This window comes from Streptomyces sp. LaPpAH-108 (assembly GCF_000373625.1).
Classification (GTDB): domain Bacteria; phylum Actinomycetota; class Actinomycetes; order Streptomycetales; family Streptomycetaceae; genus Streptomyces.
Genome location: NZ_KB891998.1, coordinates 391,719 through 409,737 on the forward strand (window position 1 = coordinate 391,719; position 18,019 = coordinate 409,737).

The window sequence follows — 18,019 nt, forward strand, 5'->3', positions numbered from 1 at the left end:
GCCTCTGTTTTGCACTCGCAACCATCCTGGAAGCGTGCTACAGATCTACGGACTCACGACTCGGCGAATCTCGCATAGAGATCACGATCGCGCCAGAAGTCAGAGAAGGAATCCAGCATCGCCTCGTAAAGCCGAATGCTGCTGACATTCCCCCAGGGGTAGCTGACCCTTTCTTCAACCGCCTCTCGGACAGCTTCCCAACGCAGCACGTGCATTAGGAAAGAAACTACCTCGACAACGCCTTCCTCTGGCGAGTCGATCAGCGCAATCAGTTGACTCTCGAATTGCCCCCGGAAATCAGGGTTCCTCTGCAGAATCGCGAGCGTACGCTCCAAGCCCGGCTCAAGCGCTTCGGCGCCACAGGTCTCCTCCGCCGTAGCGAGAACCCCTTGGAGGGCCTGCCTGAGCTCCGCGACCGGATCAGCAGCTTGGCCGCCATGCTTCGATGTATTTTCCACCAGCGCCGAGCCCATTCCTTTCAAAGGCATCCACTGCCGCCTTTTGGGCGTTAGCTCCGTAAGGCCGATAATGGCCAGATTTATTGTCGAGGAACACGACTTGGCCACCCTTGGTTTTGAACTCGCCAGCAGCCAGCACATCCCGCCCCTGCGCGAGGCTCACATGGCCAGCTGTTCGCTTCCCGATAACGAGCTCACCGTCTCCGGTCACTACATATGCATAGTTTCCAGAGCGAGAAAGCACGGTGCCAGGAGCAATCGGCTTGAACCATTCCGGTGTGTCTGACGGTATCAAGTTCGAGAAAGAGGTTGGATCAGGGCCCGCTCCGCTGTTGTGAACGAGAACCGGCGTCTGACCAGCGAGTACATAGTACGTATGGAGTTCGTCGATGGTGAGGTTGTACGTACGAACATGCCTGGTGAAGGCGTGGTTGGCCGTGACGATGACGGTGGTGCCGTGGTCCGTCAGCAGGGTCATGCCTGGCGTGAGGTCGCCGGCGGTCACCCAGTCGTTTTCCGAGGGCGACCAGAAGGGGTGCTCGTGGGTCGCAGTCAGGTGCTCGATGCCGTGAGGGGTGACGATGGACAGCTTGTTGAAGTGTTTGTCGCTGTCGATGTGGATGAGGCGGGTGACCTTGCGGGTTCGCGTCTCGCCGGTTCCGGGATCGGTGCTGCGGACCTTGTCGCCGACCTTGATTTCTTCGATGTTCTTGGTCGATCCGTCGGCCATGAGGACATCGGTGCCGGCCAGGAAGCAGTTACAGCCACTCGGCTTCGAGTTCTTGCTGCCGCCCTCTTCGTCGAGGCCGTGTCGAAGGGTTTTCCTGCCCGCCGCGAAGGAGCCGCCCTCGACGATTGCCGACACAGCAGCACTTGCCGCCCACTTGAAGAAGAGGGCCCTCTTGGCAGGACAGTTTGTCTCTTGGCAGGCAGTGAGCAGGGATTCCTTGATGTCGGCCTGGAGGCTGGATTGGTCGGGCTGAGTGACGTACGCGTCATAGCCGTAGCCGCTGCTCAGGTAGAACAGCCGGTCGTAGAAGACTGAGATGAATTTATCGATCTGCCCCCAGTCGGCCGGCACATTGACGCCGGGCAGGAGCGTGATCGCTCCGTCGTCGTCGACATCCCTCCTGGAGCCCATCCCTTCGTCGATCCACGTCACTGGAGTCGTGACCGGCGGACGGGTCTGTTCCGCCTTGGAGAACCTGGACTTCTTGGTCGGGACGCCGTTGCTGCAGTTATTGACGACGCCCGACATGCAGTCGGCGTTACCCTCACCGCTCGGGTCGGCATTGGTGACAGGGTTTTGCAGGGCGTAGCTGTAGCCGTCGAAGGTCTGGGGTTTGGTGAGTTCGAAGAGAGGGTCGACGGAGAGGAAGCGGCCCGTGGTGGGGTCGTATTCGCGGGCTCCGAGGTGGGTGAGACCGGTGGACTTGGTGTCGTCGGTGCCTCCGACGTAGCCCTTGGTGCCGGGCCAGTTCTTCGGGTCATCGCCGCGAGGCGCCCCGAAGGGGAGGTTCTGGCGGCGAGTGAGGGACAAGTCAGCTGCTTTTACAGCGAGTTGGCCGGTGCCTTGGTGGTCGCCGATGGTGAAGTCGAAAGTGCCGTCGTCGTTGCGCACGGCGGTCTGGCCGTCACCGAGGTCGATGTAGCGGGTGGCCTTCGGGGTGGTGCTTCCCCTGGCGAGGGTGACTTCGGTGTGGCCGAGGTAGAGGGTGGTTTCGGAGGGCGTGCGGCCGATGAGGCGGTTGCCGTCGGCGTCGTAGACGTAATCGGTGGTCTTGTCGCCTTCGGTGACCTTGGCGAGGTGGCCTTCCGCGTCCCAGAGAAGCCGCTGTCCGGGACGAGCGATGGTGTTGCCTGCCGCGTCGAAGTCGTAGGTGTCGGTCTTGGCGCCAGACGGTCCGGTCGTGGTGACGGACGTGAGGGCGTGGTCGTGGGGCCGGCCGGGACCGGGGTAGGTGTAGGTGCGGTGGACGTCCTTCGCCACGTCACCGGACGGAGCGTGCTGTGTTTCGGACTTGCGGTTGCCGGACTTGTCGTAGCTGTAGGACTGCCAGTACGGCGTGGTCCCACCGATCTGGGCCGCGCTCGGGGCGGTGGCGCAGGTGGTGGTGTTCTGGGTCCAGGCGTCGGTGAGGCGCTGAAGGTAGTCGTAGGTGAAGCACTGGGTGTCGGTGCCGGTGGAGTTGACGTCCGACATGGAACGGATGGTTCCGTTGTCGTCGTATCCGTAGGTGAGGCTCCGGTCGACACCGGGCTGGTCTGCACGGTCCACACGCGTGTGGGACAGGCGCTGGGTGCCCTGCTCGTAGGTGTTGGTGACCGTGGTGGTCTTGGTACTGCCGGTCAGGCCCATCGTGTACTGAAGGGGCTTGCCGGTGTACGAGTAGTTGACGCTGCTGGTCATGCCCTGGCCGTACACGCTCGTGGGCCACAGGGTCCGGTCGTCGTACCCGTAGGTGACCGAGCCTCCGGGCAGTGCGCCGGCAGCGGAGTAACTGACGCTGGCGACCAGGCCGGAGGGCCGGTAGCTGGTGCCGGTCTGATAGGTGCCCTGGAGCTGGTTCTCGGAAGCGGGAATGACGACAGCGGTCTTGGTGGCGCGGTACAGCTTGTCGTAGGCGGTGACCTTGCTCGTGTAGGCGTTGCCGCTGACGTAGCGGGTGGATTCGGCGAGTTGGCCCTTGGCTCCGGAGACGGTGTCGTAGACCCACTTGGCTCGCAGGGTTCCGGTGGCCGAGCCTTCATGGAGTTCGGTCTCGCGGCCCAGGCCGTCGTAGGCGTAGTAGAGCGTGGGTACGTCCGTGCGGGCGTCGTCGACCGTGGTGAGCTGGCCTCGGTCGTCGTAGGTGCTGATGGTGACGCCCTTGTCGGGGTCGGCAGTCTGAGTCTGGCGACCGAGCTGGTCGTAGGTGTACGACCAGACGCTGCCCGCGTTGTCGGTGATCTTGTGGAGTTTGCCGTTGGGGTAGTAGGTGTACTTGGTCGTGTCGTATGCGGCGTCCGCCTTGCGCTCTTGAAGCTGGCGCAGCTCGGTGGTGTTGCCGCGGGCGTCGTTGATGATGGTGGTGGCAGTGCCGCCCTGCGGAGGGATGACCGTGGAGCGGTCGCCGTCGTACGTGGTCGTGGTGGTGTTCAGGACCTTGCCGCCGTCTCCGCCGCCGGCGAGCTGCGTGACCGCGGTCGGACGGTTCAGGCCGTCGTACGTGGTACGGGTCTGCGTCTCGACGCTGAGAGCGTCGTTGGGTGTGAACAGCTTTCCGTCGGGCGTGCCTGTCGTGTAGTACGGGGCGAAGACTTTCGAGGTCAGCCCACGCTCGTCGTAGAACGTGTCGGCCAGCAGCGTGCCACCGTCAGGGCCGGGCGACTGGAGCTGACGGGCGCGAAGGAGTCCGTCGTACAGCATGTACGAGGTGGTCTGGCCGCCGTTGTTGTCGAGGGTCTTGGTGGCAACGACCGTCGGAGTGTCCCCCGTGATCGTGTAGGTGTACTCGTAGGTCGGTGTCTGGGCCGTCGCGCGGTCGGCGAGCCAGACCTTGCGTGTGCGGCCGAGCGCGTCGTACTGGATCTGAGTGGCGTTGTTGTTGGTGTCGGTCTCCTTGACCACCTGACCACGCAGCGGGTCGAGGTCGGTCGTGGTGGTCTGGGCGGTGGACGCCGACGTCGTGGCCGGTGGAGTGGTGGTCTTCACCTGGGCCGGCCAACCGGTGGCCGGAGTGTAGGCGGTGGTGGTGGTCCGGCCGTCGGTGCGCGTGGTGCGCACAGGTGCGTTGTCGCCGTCCACGGTGACGTCGGCTGTCAGGTCCGTGGCGGTCAGTGGTCGGCCGTAGGCGTCGAAGGTGGTGCCGGTCTCCAGGTAGGTGGCCTTGGTGCCGTCGTAGCCCTTCAGAGTCGCGGCGGTCGTCGAGTCGCCCTTGGTCGGTGCGGCGCCGTATGCCTGGCCGTCGTAGGCGGTGCGGGTGTCGGAGATGACGTCTTTGGCGCGGTCCGGAGTCACGTTGCAGGACACAGCGACGGTCTCGACGCGCGAAGGCTTGTCGAGGATGTTGTCCGCCGTGTTGGTCGCATATGTGGTACGCGCACAGCGGTTGTCGGCCGAGGTGGAGTTGTCGCCGTAGTCGTCGACTTCGTAGATCCGCCCGGCAGTGGAGTCATACCGGGTGTATGTGGACGTGACCCGCCAGTCGGTGCCGGCGCCGTTGTCGAGGGAGACCCATTGCTTGGCGCCGGAGGTACCGGTGAAGTTCGCGGTGACGGTGCCCCAGTCGCGGACCTTCTTCGCGGTTTCGGCGTGCCAGGGCTGGTCGACCGTCTTCTCGAGGACCTTGCCGCCGGGCTTGTCGTAGGTGACGGTCTTGTAGGCGAATCCGGCGGCCGATGCGTGGTCGGTGATCGGGTCGCCCTCGCCGGTGTCGAGGGCGACGGAGACGGCCTTGGTGCCCCCGCTCCTGTCCTTCCGGTCGCCGTCCATGCCGCGCAGGAAGTAGGTGTCCTTCTGCGTGAGCATGGACGCGGCGCCGCCCTGGCCGCCGGTCTGGACGCGGACCCGGCCATAGCCCCGCCACTGCGACCAGGTCTTCTCCTTGGTCCTGGTCAGACCGTCGTCGTCATCGAAGTGCCAGGCGGCATCGCCGAGGTACTGATAGCGGGTGACCTGGTCCGGCGAGTTTCCGGTGCCGTCCGTGCCCTTGGCACGGTCCTGGACGGTGATGGACTCGGTGACGTACTTGTTGAACCACTGCAGCTCGGGGTCGGTGTCGCTGTCCCCGCCCAGGTACTGCGGGAAGCACCGGGTGCTGTTCGTCTCGGGGGTGGGCAGGTTGTTCCAGTCACAGGCCGGTGCGGAGTAGTCGACGTCGATCTGCCCGCCGGACTCGTCGCTGACCGTCTTGAGGCGGTCCTTGATGAACGGGGCGTAGCCGTCCCCGGTCTTGTCGAGCCGGTTCTCCAACTGGGTGTAGGTGAACGAGACCTTCGGCAGCGTGATGGCCGGGGTGATCGACTGGCCGGTGTGCTGGATGCTGTCCAGCTCCAGCTGGTAGTCCACATCGGCCATGCCCCAGCGGTGGTTCAGCTTCCAGGAGTCGACCTTGCCGTAGGTTCCGTCGGTCTTGAGGACCTGGGTGGTGACGTCGGTCAGCCGCTTACGTGTCCAGAACGAGGGAGAGAAGCGGCCGTTGTCACAGTCGGTGCCGGCCTTGCAGTTCAGGTCCCACGGCGTGTCGTACCAGTACGAGGCCTTGTCGTCGATCGTGTCGGCGGCACAGGTGACACCGTCCTGTGGCAGGCAGCGTTCAGCACTGTCGAACACGACTTGCGCCAGCGGCTTGTTGTAGAAGTTGTCCCGCAGCCCGTAGTCGATGCGCCTGAGGTAGCCGCCGCGCGTATAAGGGGTGTCGTCGGATGCTTTGAGGTTACGACCATAGGAGTTGGACTCCTTGTCGTAGCGGTACATCATCCTGTTGCCGTGCGTGTCGACAACAGCGTCCAGGTTCCAGCGCCAGGCCTGCTGGCACCAGGAGTCCGCGAAGGTGGCGGCGTTGCAGGGCTCGCCCTTGTTGTTGCCGAAGACGGGCACGGTCCAGGCCGAGTTGGTCTCTTCCTTGTCCGCGCTCCAGCCGGAGGGACGGTTGTAGCCGAAGTAGTACCTCGTACCGTCCGGGGTCGTCAGACGCCAGTACTCGCCGTCGTTGTCGCCATTGGCCAGGTCCGTGTTACGGAGACGCTTGATGAGGGTGCCGTCGTCGTCCTTCAGCTTGTAGGTGTCGGTGCCGGCCGGGACGAGTTCACCGCCCTTGCCGTTGAAGGTGATGAAGGCGTTGTCGTAGTCCCAGCACAGATCGCCCGGCTTATTGCCGTCGGCGTTCTTTTCTCCGTCGTCCGAACAGGGCTTGTAGCGGCGCTCGATGAAGCCGGGCGACAGATCGAACCCGTCGCCGGCCCAGGAGCCCTGGTTGTTGGTGTTGCTGGTTCTGCCGTCCATGGAGCCGGACGAGTAGGTCAGTTTCACGTCCGGCCCCAGACCGCCGGGCACCTTGGGCGCGCCCATGGGGTAGGACCAGGTGAAGTCACCGGTGTTGAGGTTGGTGGACCAGGTCGCGGACGGCGACAAGGACGTTGCCTGATAGTCGCCCTTCTCGCTGGCGGCACCTGCGGTGGCGGCCAGCACGGTCGCGCCGGAGGTCTGCAGGGGCACCGCGGTGGCCGTCAGAGTGTTGCTGCCGGCCTTGTTGGTCGCCGCGACAGGGGTCTGAGTACGGCATGCCGCCTTGTCGGGGGTGGTCAGAGCGCAGGCCGGCAGCCGCACCAGGCGCAGACGGGCGGCGTAGGACCCGCCGTACGCCTGGGCGAAGGAGCGGTAGTCGACGTTGACGCCGACCTTGGTCTTTGCTGCGGATCGCTCCTCGGCCTTGGCCGTGTCGTGGGGGGCGAGAGTGAACAACAGGCCATGGATGCCTGCCTTGTGGGCGCGGGACTGGCTGAGCAGATTCGTGTCGACCTGTTCGGGTGCCGCGGCTCTGCCGGACGGGCGTCCGACCTTGATCGGCAGGTCCTTCACGGCGGTGAGGCTCTTCGGGCCCGAGGCTTTCCTGGGCAGGCCGACGGTTCCCTGACCGCCGGTCGGCCAGCTCTTCCTCGGTGGAGTCTTCGGTAGACGGGGGCCCTTGTTGGCGGGGCGAGGTGAGACTTTGACGCCGCGGGTACCGGCGACCGGCTTCTCGCTCTTGGGAAGGGCCGGTGGTCCGTCGTCCGCTGCCGCGTTCGGGAGCGCGGCGGCTTGCAACAGGCCGGCTATCAAGACGGTGGAGACGACAAGCGGGGTGGAGCGGGCCTGTCTCGCCCCGCGCAGGAAGGCGTGTGTCAGTTTCATCCAGGAGTCCAGCACTGCCAGGCACCACAGACAGCCGACGACTGTCTGAGGCACGGGAGTCAATGGGGGGATGCCGTGGGTGGGTCCGACACCGGCGCCGGGCCCACCCACAGGTCAGCTGCGGCCGGCCGGTACCTCGGTGGGAATGTCGAACCAGGCGCCGGCGAGTTCTTGTACCTGGCTGTCGTTGAGTGCGCCCTGGAAGGCCCACACGTCGTCGATGGCTCCGGCGAAGTAGGTGCCGGTCGCATCGCTTTGGGATCGCCCGACCTGTAGTGACCTGGACGCTTTGAACGTCAGGACGTTGTCGGCCCAGGCGCCCATGCACGCGGTGTCGGCGGCTGATCCGTCACCCGTGTCGTCGCCGCAGGCACCCTGGGAGTCCTGCAGCACGCCATTGACATACAGACGGGCTTCACGAGCAAATCCGTCGTAGACGAGCGTGAGGTGGTTCCAGTTCGTCACGTCGTCGAACTCGGTATTGCCCGCCTGGTTGACGACGGCATCGGTGGCGTCCTTGTCGGGCAGGCTGATCTCCCACCGCCCCGGCCCCGGGTTCGCGCTGGTGTCGGGTTGGTAGGTGATGTCGAACGCACTGCGGGTGGCGCCTTCCGCGCTCACGACCGTGAGGGGATGATCGGGTGTTGCCGCAGCTTTGGCCCAGGCGGTGACGGTGAAGCTGCCGCTGGTGTCCACCGGCATCGCGGAGGTGGCCGCATACGCGTTCACCCCGTCCAGTTGCAGACCATTGGTATCGATCTGGGACTCGCCGAGTGTGGCACCCCCGTAGAGGCTCATCGGTCGGTTGCCGGTCGACAGGTCCGGGGTCGTAACCGGCGTCGTGGTGGTGATCGATTCGAAGTTCCAGCGTCCGTTCACCAGCGAACGCTGCCGGTACATCTGCTGGACTTCTTCCGCGGATACCGGCCGGTCCAGGACACGTACGTCGTCGATGGTGCCGGGGAAGTAGGCAGCCATGGCGCCGCTGTAGTTGCCGGCGCCGATGTACATCGACTGGTCCGCGTAGAACGCGTTCACCAGGCTCGTCGAGCCGGCCTTTGCGCCGTTCACATACAGGGTGAGTGTGTTGGCGATGGTGTCGTGCACGCCGACGAGGTGCACCCAGGTGTCGATGTTCGCTGTGGTGCCGTCCGGCTGCATGGCACGGACCGGGGTCGCGTCGGCGGTGTCCGCCGAGTACTGATTGAACGCCCACCGGTTGTAGACGGACGAGTAGTACAGCTCGAAGCCGGGCTTGTTCTTGCCTGCCTGCGCTGTGATCACTGCGGCGCCTTCCGGCTTTTTGTCGAGCCTGGCCCAGGCCGAAACGGTGAAGCTCCGCTCGGTGTTCACATGGGGGCCGCTGGTCTGGCCGATCTTCGCGTAGCCCGAGGTGCCGTCGAAGTGGGTAGCCTTGCCCGCGATGCCCTCGACACCGGTGGTCACTGTGCCGTTGTACCTGGCGGGCAACACCCCGCCATGACCCGTGATCTCGGTGGCGGCAGCGGGTTCGTCCAGGTCAAAAACAGCGATGGCCGGGCGCCCCGGGTCACCGACAGTCTGCTGGGCGTTGAGCTTGTCGACCTCGTTCTGCGCGAGCGGCTTGTCGAACAGCTGCACTTCATCGATCGTGCCGGGAAACAGCGATACCGGAGCGGTACCGGTGAGGTTCTTGCCCCCGATCTGCAGTCCGCGCCGGGCCTCCCACGCAGTGGCGTAGTCCACCGACTTGACGAGCGTGCCGTCGACGAACAGCTGCAACTGATCACTGGCCGAAGAGTACGAGCCCACCAAGTGCGTCCACACCCCCGCCCTCACTTGGCTGGAGCTGCCCTGATCCGCCCGCGCGATATCCGCTGCAGCGTCATCGGACTTGTACTGATTGAACGCCCAGCCGTACTTGGTGGAGTAGTAAAGCTCCATGCCTGGCGCGTTGTTGCCCGGTATCAACGCCACGTCGGCCGTGGCATCGGGGATCTTGTCCAGTTTGACCCAAGCCGAGATCGCGAACCCGCCGGAGGTGTTGACCGGCGAGAGATCGGTGGAAGCGTATCCGTCGGTTCCGTTGAAGTGCACCGCCGTGCCCTGCACGCCTTCCGCACCGGGGGCAGCCCCGCCGCTCAGCACCAGGCTGCGATCCGGAGTGGACCCCTTGGCTTCGCTCGCGCCCGCCGCCTCATCCAGTTGCCAGGTCGCGCGCGCGGGCTGCCCTGCCTTCACGCGGTACTGATAGGTGCGGATCTCACTGCCATTGCCTGCCGGGTCGAAAGCCTGCGCGGTGAAAAAGTTCAGCCCGGGCTTGGCCGGCAGCACCTTGGCGATCCGGGCCGCCCCACCCGACGTGGTGATTTTGTTCTTCGAGGAGGGATCGCCGTTGATTCCGTACCAGTACGTGCTCACGTCTGTGTCGGCGGCCTTCACCTCGAACGACCCGTACCGCCCCACCCCGTCGTACCACAGGTCGTCGGGATCAGCGGGGTTGGATACCGGATACTCGCCGGAGCTGACCGTCGGCGCCTTGGGCACTTTGGTGTCGTAGATGAAGTAGCAGGCTTGCGGATCACCGGCATACGACCAGGGCGAGTACTGCACGCCGTCGTACACGCGGGCATACCAGTTGACCGTCTTGTCCGTAGGTATCGATGACGGCAGCGAGATCGAGAAGTCGGACCCTGACTTCTTCGACGTCGTCTTGGCCGGCTTCCACGAGCCACCGGCCCACACTGCCTGGAACTCGACGGCGACGCTGTCGCCGTCCGGATCGGTCACGTTGCCGGCATAGATCTGGCCCATGGTGCGCACATGGGCGGGGCTGGACGACGGCTTACACGTACCGCCGTACTCCATGGTCAGCTGCGAGGACTTCAACTGTGCGGGCGGCCGGTTGTACTTCACCCGGAGGTGCGCCTTGTCGGAGAATCGCTTCCAACCGTAGCCGTCTGATTCGCTGCCCGCCCTCAAACCGAACGTCATCGTCGAATCATGAGCACTGGCCGCCGCCTGCAACGCCGACTTCACATCGAACTCGGCATCCTTCGCGCTGCAGCCGGAGTAACCGTAGGCGAAGGAGTCCGAAGCGAGTTGCTTGATCCAGAACCCTGAGGCGTTCTGCGAGTTCCACGTCGTGCTGTCCGAGATGCCCTTGGTCTGCCACAGCTCGACCTCACGCGCGCTGCAGGACGCAGACCAGGTGTTGCGCACCACGAACTCCGCCGACAGGATCGACTTGCCGGAGAACTTGGAGACCGGGAGGCGATAGAAGAGCCGCTTGGTGTCATTCGGGTTGCAGTACGACCAGTTGCAATAGCCCATCCCGGAATCGGATGCGCCATTGAACTTCCACTGGGGCGAGGACGCCCAGTACTTCGAGGCCACCGTCCACGCCGATGCGAGTGGGGAGTACCACTGCGGGTCGATGAATACCGGGTACTGCGTGTCCTGTCCCTTGAGCACATCCGCATCCGGGGTCAGGACCAGTTCCTTGCCATCTTGCGGAACGTCGACCTCCACGGCGGCAAGCTTTCCGGACTCACCTGCTCCCGGCTCGGGCCCCGTGGAGTCGCGGAGTTCAGCATTCGGTGCGGTCTTGGACTGAGCGGTACTGCTGCCCGGACTTGAGTCCCACATCACGGGTTTCGGGGCCTCGAAGACCGCTCCTCCGGCACCGTTGTCGACCGCCTGCAGCCCGCCGTCACTGGTTTCCTCGACGTTCATGCCGTCAGCGGCAAGCTTCAGTCGTATTTCCGCCAGGTCCTTACTGGCAGCGGCTTCTGCCGACTTGACCACCAAGAGCTGGGTGAACCCGTCTTCTTGTGCCCCCATGCGCACGTCCACGCCCGGCAGCACATCGTGATACGTGGCGATGTCCCCGCTGACCTCGGGAGTCGGCAGCGGCGTGGGCCACGACAGCGACAGCTCGCGACCTGCCTTGGTCATCTTCACCAGCGGAGTCTGTCCGCCTCCGGAGAACTCCAGGCCGATACTCGTCGCCTTCGGAACGAGCCCACCGTCGTCGGCCTTCACCAGGTCGGTGTCGATGTCCTTCCAGCCGTCGGCCGATCGAACACGGACGGGGCGCAGATACTCTCGCGCTTCGAAGTCGCCGTCCGGCGTCGCGTACACGTCACTGCTCTCTCCCCGCAGTGACATGACCTCCACATTCTTGCCCGAACGGCGCGCCTGGGCGAGAGCCGCATCGGCACTTCGCCGACCGGCAGTCGTGCTGTCCTCGGCGGCGGCCGCCGGTGCGGCATGAGCCGGATGCGGCGCCACCATCTGCGGAACCGCGCCGACCATCACACCCCACACGGCCGATATGGCCAGCGATCTCCATCTACGCCGACGAACACATCTCCGCACGCCCCACCCCCGGACCACACAAAATGAAGATTTCCTGAAGAGGAATCACGTGACTGTATGGAGCATCGATGTCACAGATCCAGCGGGAGAGTTGAGGATGCATCAGACATAGACGCCCCTACCGGAGTGTGACGTCCGACACGGTTGTGCACGGTGGGGTTGCGACTTGATAACGCATCAGCGGCACTGCCCAGATGAGGACGCGTCGACCCGAGGAGGCCGCAGGCGAAGCGCTCACCTCACTCTGCCGGTCATCCGCACGAGCTGGCCGAACGGCCCGCCGAGCGAGGGCTCGACGCGCTGACGCTGACCGACCGGGACTCGATGGCGGGAGCGGTGCGCTTCGCGAAAGCATGCGCGCAGGTCGGTATCGCCCCCTGTTCGGTGTCGATCTGGCCGTGCCCGGGGTCACGGCGTCCGGACCCACGACGGCAGGACAGCAGCGGACCCCGGCCGGGGCGGTGCCTTCGTGACGGAGGCGCCGTTTCGTGCGGTGTTCCTGGCGCGGTCCGCGCGCGGGTGGGCCGACTCCGAGGTGGGACGGGCACGGGCGGACCGGCACCAGCCCCGGCCCCAGGTCTTCGCGGCTAGCCGCTCACCTCACCGGATTCGCCGATCCCCGGAGGCATGAGGCTTGGTGGGGGTTCCGCGGCCGGGCCAAGCGATGTCGTCGACGGCGAGGAACGGCTCGTCGGCCATGGTCGCGGGGGTCGCCCCGGTGAATGCCCTGACGTCTCGATGCAGGTGGGACTGGTCGGCGTAACCGGCGTCGGCCGCGACTCGGGACGCGCCTTCACCCGCGACCAGGCGGTGGACGGCATGGTCGAAGCGGACCAGGTTCACGGCGCGTTTGGGCGGTAGGCCGAGCTGCGACCGGAATCGGGACCACAGGCGTTTACGGCTCCAGCCGACCTCGGTCGCGAGTCCGTCGACCCGGGCCAGGCCACGGCTGGTGACGATCCGGTGCCAGGCCCAGGCCACCTCCGGGTCCACCGGCGGCCCCGCCTCATACCGGCGAGCGAGCAGCGCGTCCGTCCACGCGAAGCGATCCCGCCACGACGAGACCTCGCCAAGTTGCTCGCGGATCCGGGACGCCTCCCGGCCCCACAGGTCGCCCAGCGGCACGACGGCGCCGTCGAGGTCGGCGGGGGAGGCGCCCAGAACCGCGCGGGCGATCACCGGGGACAGACGCACCTGCACACACTCGACGTTCTCTCCCCGCACCCGGACCGCACCTCCGGTCCCGAGCCCAGGTCCGGCGACGAGGCTTCCCCGCTGCTGCCGCCCGGCGGCACAGTCGAGGACGGGCGAACCGGCGCCGAACTCCAGGAGCAGCGTCACGGCCGGATGCGGGACCATCCGGAGGGCGTCCAGATCACGGACCCGGAACCCGGCCATGGTGAGACCGGCCAACCTGCTGGGCCGCTGCGGGCATGCGACGTCCCACACAGCCGCACCGTGCATGAAAGTCCGCACCCTCCCATGCTAGTTGAGCCGACCGAGGGGAACATTTATCCAATCCACCGACGGGGACCGGCGGCGACAGTGGGCCCATGACTGTTTCCGACGGCGGACCGCACGCGAACGGCGGCGCCAAGACCAAGAGTTCGACCCTGCCGCTGGACGACAGCGACATCCACGTGTGCCAGGACGGCCCCCGCGACGCCCCCGCACTCCTGCTCCTCCACGGGTCCGCGTCCTCGACCCGCTCGTGGGACGCGCTGGTTCCGGAGCTGACCGGATCTCACCACGTCATCCGGATCGACCTGCTCGGGCACGGCCGCTCGGCCAAACCGGCCGACGGCGGCTACGCGCTCCCGGACCAGGCACGCCGAACCGGCGCGGCACTGGACCGGCTCGGCGTCGAGCACGCCGTGGTCGTAGGCCATTCCAGCGGAGGCGCGGTCGCCACCGCCCTCGCCGAACAGCGACCCGACCTGGTGACCGCGCTCGCGCTCATTAACACCGGCCCCAGCCTGGACGCCTTCATCGCACCGCGGTCCGCCCCCAGCGGACTTTCACAGTGGCCGCCGACCGACGAACAGCTCCGCCGGTTCGCGAGCACCGGTTTCAGCCGCGCGGGCTACCAGATCCCGGCAGAACTCCTGGACGACGTACGGCGCATGACCCCCCACACGCTCACCGCGACGATGCAGGCCACCCGCGACTACCTGGAGCAGCAGGCGCTCCCGGACCGGCTGACGGCCCTCGGCAAGCCGCTCCTGGTGCTCTTCGGCGAGGACGACCGCAGGTGGCGATCCTCGTCCGCCGCCAACTACCGCGCCGTTCCGGGCGCGAAAGTCGAGTTGCTGCCCGGCCTCGGACACTCACCGATACTCGAGGACCCCCCACGGACCGCCACTCCCCTACTGGCCTTCACCACGACCCACGCCGTACGGGTGGACTGAATGACAACGAGGAGCACCCTGCGGATTCTCGTCTCCGGCGCCAGCATCGCCGGCCCGGTACTGGCGTACTGGCTCACCCGACACGGCTTCTCCGTCACCGTCGTCGAGCGCGCGCCGACTCCGCGCAGGACCGGCGGCCACGCGGTCGACCTGTTCCGGCCCGCGATGACCATCTCGGAGAAGATGGGCGTGCTCCCGCGCATCGAGGAGCGGGCCACCGGCACCAGCCGGATGACCCTCCACCAGGAGAGCGCACGGCGTCCCGTCCGGGTGGACCTCTCCAAGATCTTCCGTGCCGCTTCCGACCGGCACATCGAGGTCATGCGCGACGACCTGAGCGAGATCTACTACGACGCCGCGCGCGACGACGTCGAGTACCTGTTCAACGACTCGATCACCGCCCTCTCGCCCGACGGCGAGGTGCGGTTCGAGAACGCCCCGCCGCGCCGTTTCGACCTCGTCGTCGGCGCGGACGGACTGCACTCCAACGTGCGCCGCCTCGTCTTCGGCGACGAGTCCCGCTTCAGCACCTTCATCGGGGCCTACCTCGGGGTACTGACCCTGCCGAACGTCTCCGCGCTCGACAACGAACTCCTCATCCACGTAGGCGTCGGCCGCACCGCCGGAATGTACGGCGCGCGGCACCTCGGCGACGCGCGGGCGTTGTTCCTGTTCCGGAGCGAGCACGCACTCGATTACCACCACCACGACGTGCCCCGCCAGAAGGAGTTGCTGCGCGACGCGTTCGACGGCCTGCACCCTGACGTGGACGACTGGCTGGACGAACTCGACCGCACCCCGGCGTTCTACTTCGACTCGATCACCCAGCTCCGCATGGACACCTGGTCGCAGGGACGGGTGACGCTCGTCGGCGACGCGGGCTACTGCCCCGGCCCGGCCGTCGGCGGCAGCACCAGCCTGGCCGTCGTCGGAGCGTACGTCCTCGCCGGTGAGCTGGCACGGGCGGCCGGTGACCACGAACACGCCTTCCCCGCCTACGAGCACGCGATGGCGCCGCACATACGCGGCACCCACGCGGCGGCACTCAGCGCGACAAAGACCCTGATCCCCACCTCACGCCTAGGCGTGCGCGGACTGGCCCAGGGCGCCCGCCTGATCTCCGCCCTTCCCGCAGGCCCCAGCCGCACCCTCCTCCGCCTCACCACCAAGAGCGCCCGCCTCTACAACTCCATGACGATCGACGACTACCCACCATCGCAAGGCCGGGACAGCTCCGCGACCGACCCCGGAGGCGCCCCCGGGCCAGAGTGAAGAACGCTAGCGACCCTGCAGCCACCCCGACTTGCGGCGACCGGTGGACGCAACCGATCCCCGCACCCGCACACGGCGAGCAGGGGCCGTGCCGGGGGGTGTCCGCCCGCAGCGGCCGGCGCAAACGAGGCTCACTTCTCCACTCAGAGCCCGCCGGACCGAGGACGGACACCCCCCGGCGCGGCCCCGACCCACGAACGGCGAAAGGCGGGAAGCGACAACGGCCCGCAGACACAGGAGAGGACCCCGCCCCCACAAAGGGAGGACGGGGCCCAGACCACGAACCGGGATCAGCCGATCTGCGCCCCCGTAGCGGCCAGCGCCTCACTCACCGGCTGGAAGAACGTCTCCCCACCGGAGCTGCAGTCCCCACTACCCCCCGAGGTCAGCCCGACCGCACTGCTCCCGGAGAACAGCGACCCACCACTGTCCCCAGGCTCCGCGCACACGTCGGTCTGGATCAGCCCGCTGACCGTCCCCTCGGAGTAGTTCACGGTCGCGTTGAGCCCGGTGACGGTCCCGCCATGGACCTGCGTGGTGGACCCGCTCCGGGTGACCTGCATCCCGACGGTGGCCTCGGCCACCCCGGTGATCGCCTGCGAGGACCCGTTGTACAGGTTCACCTCGCTCGGGTGGTCGACCGACCCGGTGTACTTCACCAGCCCGTAGTCGTTCCCGGGGAAGCTCGACGCCTCGTTCTGCCCGATCACGTTCCCGGACGAGTCCGACCAGCTGGAGATCGCCTCGGTGCAGTGCCCGGCGGTGAGGAAGTACGGCGCCCCGCCCTTGACGACGTTGAAGCCGAGCGAGCACCGCCCACCGGACCCGGTGATGGCGTCACCCCCGGCGATGAAGGGCTTGAACTCTCCCTTGGACCGCTTGAGCTGAGCGGTGTCGCCCAGCCCGTCCACGACCCGCCCCAGCTTGCCCCAGGCGGCAGCGGAGACGGTGCGGTCGGCCGTGACGACGACCTTGTTGCTGACGGGGTCGATCGCCCAGGAGGTCCCGGGAATGGTGGCCTGCTCCTTCAGCGTGGAACGAGCCCCGTCCAGCTCGGCGAGCGACCGCGTGACGATTCTGGCCCTGGCCCCGGCCGCCTCGACGGTACGGGCCGCGGAGCCGTCCAGCACGTTGACGACGAGGCTCTTGCCCTGGGCGTCGTAGTAACTGCCCGCGGCGGACGACCCGAGGTCACCCAGAAGGGAGGCCCCGAGCTTGTTGGCCGCCGGAGCGGACAGGACCTTCAACTGCCCGGCGGAGCCGGTCTCGCTGGCGTTGGCGGTCTGCAGGGTGACACCCGCCGCGACGAGCGCGACAGCGGCACCGCCCGCGAGGGCGACCCGCCGCCTGGATATGTGTCGGTGCTTCAACTCACGTCCTCCTGTGGGGGGTTCGGCCCGGAAAGTTGTGGGGACCTGCCGAGCCGGAAGGCTGGTTGACAGTCGCTCACTCTTCCGAACCGCACAGCCGGCCCACAAGACCGACGCCGGACCGCCCCCGAACCCCACCCCTCTCCCCACACGCTGCCCCCAAAAGCCCCACAACCCCCACGCACCCTTCTCCGCTTCTCACCCCTCCCCCGAGGCGCCCCGCCACTCGACCCAAGCCCACCCCACGACCGCACCCCACCACGAACCACCCCCACCACGACGCGCCCCCAAACAAAAACGGGCCCCCATGCGCGACACACACGCATGGGGGCCCGCCGAACCGCCCCGTCAGGGAAGAACGGCCCGCCGAAGACCCATCAGGGGAGGGTCACCCCGTAGTAGCTCAACGCCTCGGTGACCGGCTGGAAGAACGTCGTACCGCCGGAGCTGCAGTTCCCGCTGCCCCCGGAGGTGAGCCCGTACGCGACGCTGCCCGCGTAGAGCGGACCGCCACTGTCGCCGCCCTCCGCGCACACCGTGGTCTGGATGAGACCGGAGACGATGTCACCGCCGCCGTAGTTCACGGTGGCGTTGAGCGCGGTGACCCGCCCGCTGTGCGTACCGGTGGTGGACCCGCGCCGGTACACGGTCGTGCCCACGGAGGGCGTCGCCGCGCTGGAGATGGTCTGGCTGCCCACCGCACTCGGGTGCGAGACCGAGGAGTTGGTGTAGCGCACCAGCGCGAAGTCGTTGCCGGGGAAGCTGTACCCGACGTTGGTGCCGAGCACGGTGCTGTGCCCGGAGTCGCTGTACCAGGTGGAGGCGACCTCACCGCAGTGCCCGGCGGTCAGGAAGTAGTACGTGCTGCCGCTGCGCACGTTGAAGCCGAGCGAGCAGCGGTACTGGCCGCCGTAGATGGCGTCGCCGCCACTGATCAGCTTGTTGAACTTGCCGGGGGTGCGCTTGATGGTGAGCGCGTCCGCCTGCGATCCGGCCTGTTCCTTGATCTGGGCGATCTCGGCCGCGCTGACCGTGCTGTCGACGGTCACGACGACCTGGTGGTTCTTGCTGTCGACGGCCCAGGCGGTGCCCGGGATGTCGGACTGGCGAACGGAGTCGCTCGCCTGGGTGAGCTGGCTGGCGCTGAACGTGTGGGCTTCACTGGCGTTCGCGGTGGGGGCGGCGAACGCGGCAGCGGCCAGGAAGCCGGTGGCCACAGCGATCAGCCGGGTCCGTCTCGCAGCACCGCCGCGGGGAGTTGTGCGCTTGATCCTCACT

The 18,019-nt window shown here is 66.8% G+C and carries 8 protein-coding genes and 1 pseudogene; 3 read left to right on the top strand and 6 right to left on the bottom strand.

What is annotated here, in order from left to right:
* Positions 1-53: 53 nt before the first annotated feature.
* The 3 genes from B079_RS0128515 to B079_RS0128525 form a co-directional block, all read right to left on the bottom strand.
* Positions 54-458 (bottom strand): hypothetical protein, encoded by a 405-nt coding sequence (locus B079_RS0128515; RefSeq protein ID WP_158685059.1) that lies wholly within the window; start codon positions 456-458, stop codon positions 54-56.
* Entirely contained in the window at positions 421-7,332 is a 6,912-nt protein-coding gene (locus B079_RS0128520) for a polymorphic toxin-type HINT domain-containing protein (RefSeq protein WP_106432402.1), read from the bottom strand. Before B079_RS0128520 ends, B079_RS0128515 begins: the two co-directional genes overlap by 38 nt.
* 114 nt (positions 7,333-7,446) lie before the next feature.
* A complete protein-coding gene (locus B079_RS0128525; RefSeq protein ID WP_106432400.1) occupies positions 7,447-11,628 on the bottom strand; it encodes a LamG domain-containing protein in 4,182 nt (1,393 codons plus the stop codon).
* A 303-nt stretch (positions 11,629-11,931) separates the two neighbouring features.
* On the opposite strand from B079_RS0128525, the pseudogene B079_RS36145 reads away from it, so the two are divergent.
* Positions 11,932-12,220 (top strand): annotated as a pseudogene (locus B079_RS36145) (PHP domain-containing protein); the annotation flags it as partial.
* Positions 12,221-12,291: 71 nt separating this feature from the next.
* Here the strand turns inward: B079_RS36145 and B079_RS0128530 are convergent.
* Positions 12,292-13,167 carry an AraC family transcriptional regulator gene (locus tag B079_RS0128530; RefSeq protein ID WP_026249173.1) on the bottom strand — a complete coding sequence of 292 codons (876 nt, stop codon included), beginning with the start codon at positions 13,165-13,167 and terminating at the stop codon, positions 12,292-12,294.
* Positions 13,168-13,244: 77 nt separating this feature from the next.
* Here B079_RS0128530 and B079_RS0128535 point away from each other — a divergent pair, with 77 nt between their 5' ends.
* Together B079_RS0128535 and B079_RS0128540 are read left to right on the top strand one after the other, a co-directional pair.
* Positions 13,245-14,099, top strand: a complete 855-nt coding sequence (locus tag B079_RS0128535; RefSeq protein WP_018549268.1) for an alpha/beta fold hydrolase — start codon at positions 13,245-13,247, stop codon at positions 14,097-14,099.
* Positions 14,100-15,371: an FAD-dependent monooxygenase gene (locus tag B079_RS0128540; RefSeq protein WP_018549269.1), complete on the top strand. Its 1,272-nt coding sequence runs from the start codon at positions 14,100-14,102 to the stop codon at positions 15,369-15,371.
* A 290-nt stretch (positions 15,372-15,661) separates the two neighbouring features.
* On the opposite strand, the gene B079_RS0128545 is transcribed toward B079_RS0128540, so the two are convergent.
* Both B079_RS0128545 and B079_RS0128550 read right to left on the bottom strand, forming a co-directional pair.
* Positions 15,662-16,741: a S1 family peptidase gene (locus tag B079_RS0128545; RefSeq protein WP_018549270.1), complete on the bottom strand. Its 1,080-nt coding sequence runs from the start codon at positions 16,739-16,741 to the stop codon at positions 15,662-15,664.
* A gap of 377 nt (positions 16,742-17,118) precedes the next feature.
* Positions 17,119-18,018, bottom strand: a complete 900-nt coding sequence (locus B079_RS0128550) for a S1 family peptidase (RefSeq protein ID WP_026249175.1) — start codon at positions 18,016-18,018, stop codon at positions 17,119-17,121.
* Position 18,019 lies beyond the last annotated feature (1 nt).

Coding starts and splice junctions, on each gene's coding strand:
- B079_RS0128525 (WP_106432400.1), bottom strand. CDS start 11,628: ATGGTCGGCGCGGTTCCGCAGATGGTGGCGCCGCATCCGGCTCATGCC.
- B079_RS0128535 (WP_018549268.1), top strand. CDS start 13,245: ATGACTGTTTCCGACGGCGGACCGCACGCGAACGGCGGCGCCAAGACC.
- B079_RS0128540 (WP_018549269.1), top strand. CDS start 14,100: ATGACAACGAGGAGCACCCTGCGGATTCTCGTCTCCGGCGCCAGCATC.
- B079_RS0128520 (WP_106432402.1), bottom strand. CDS start 7,332: ATGAAACTGACACACGCCTTCCTGCGCGGGGCGAGACAGGCCCGCTCC.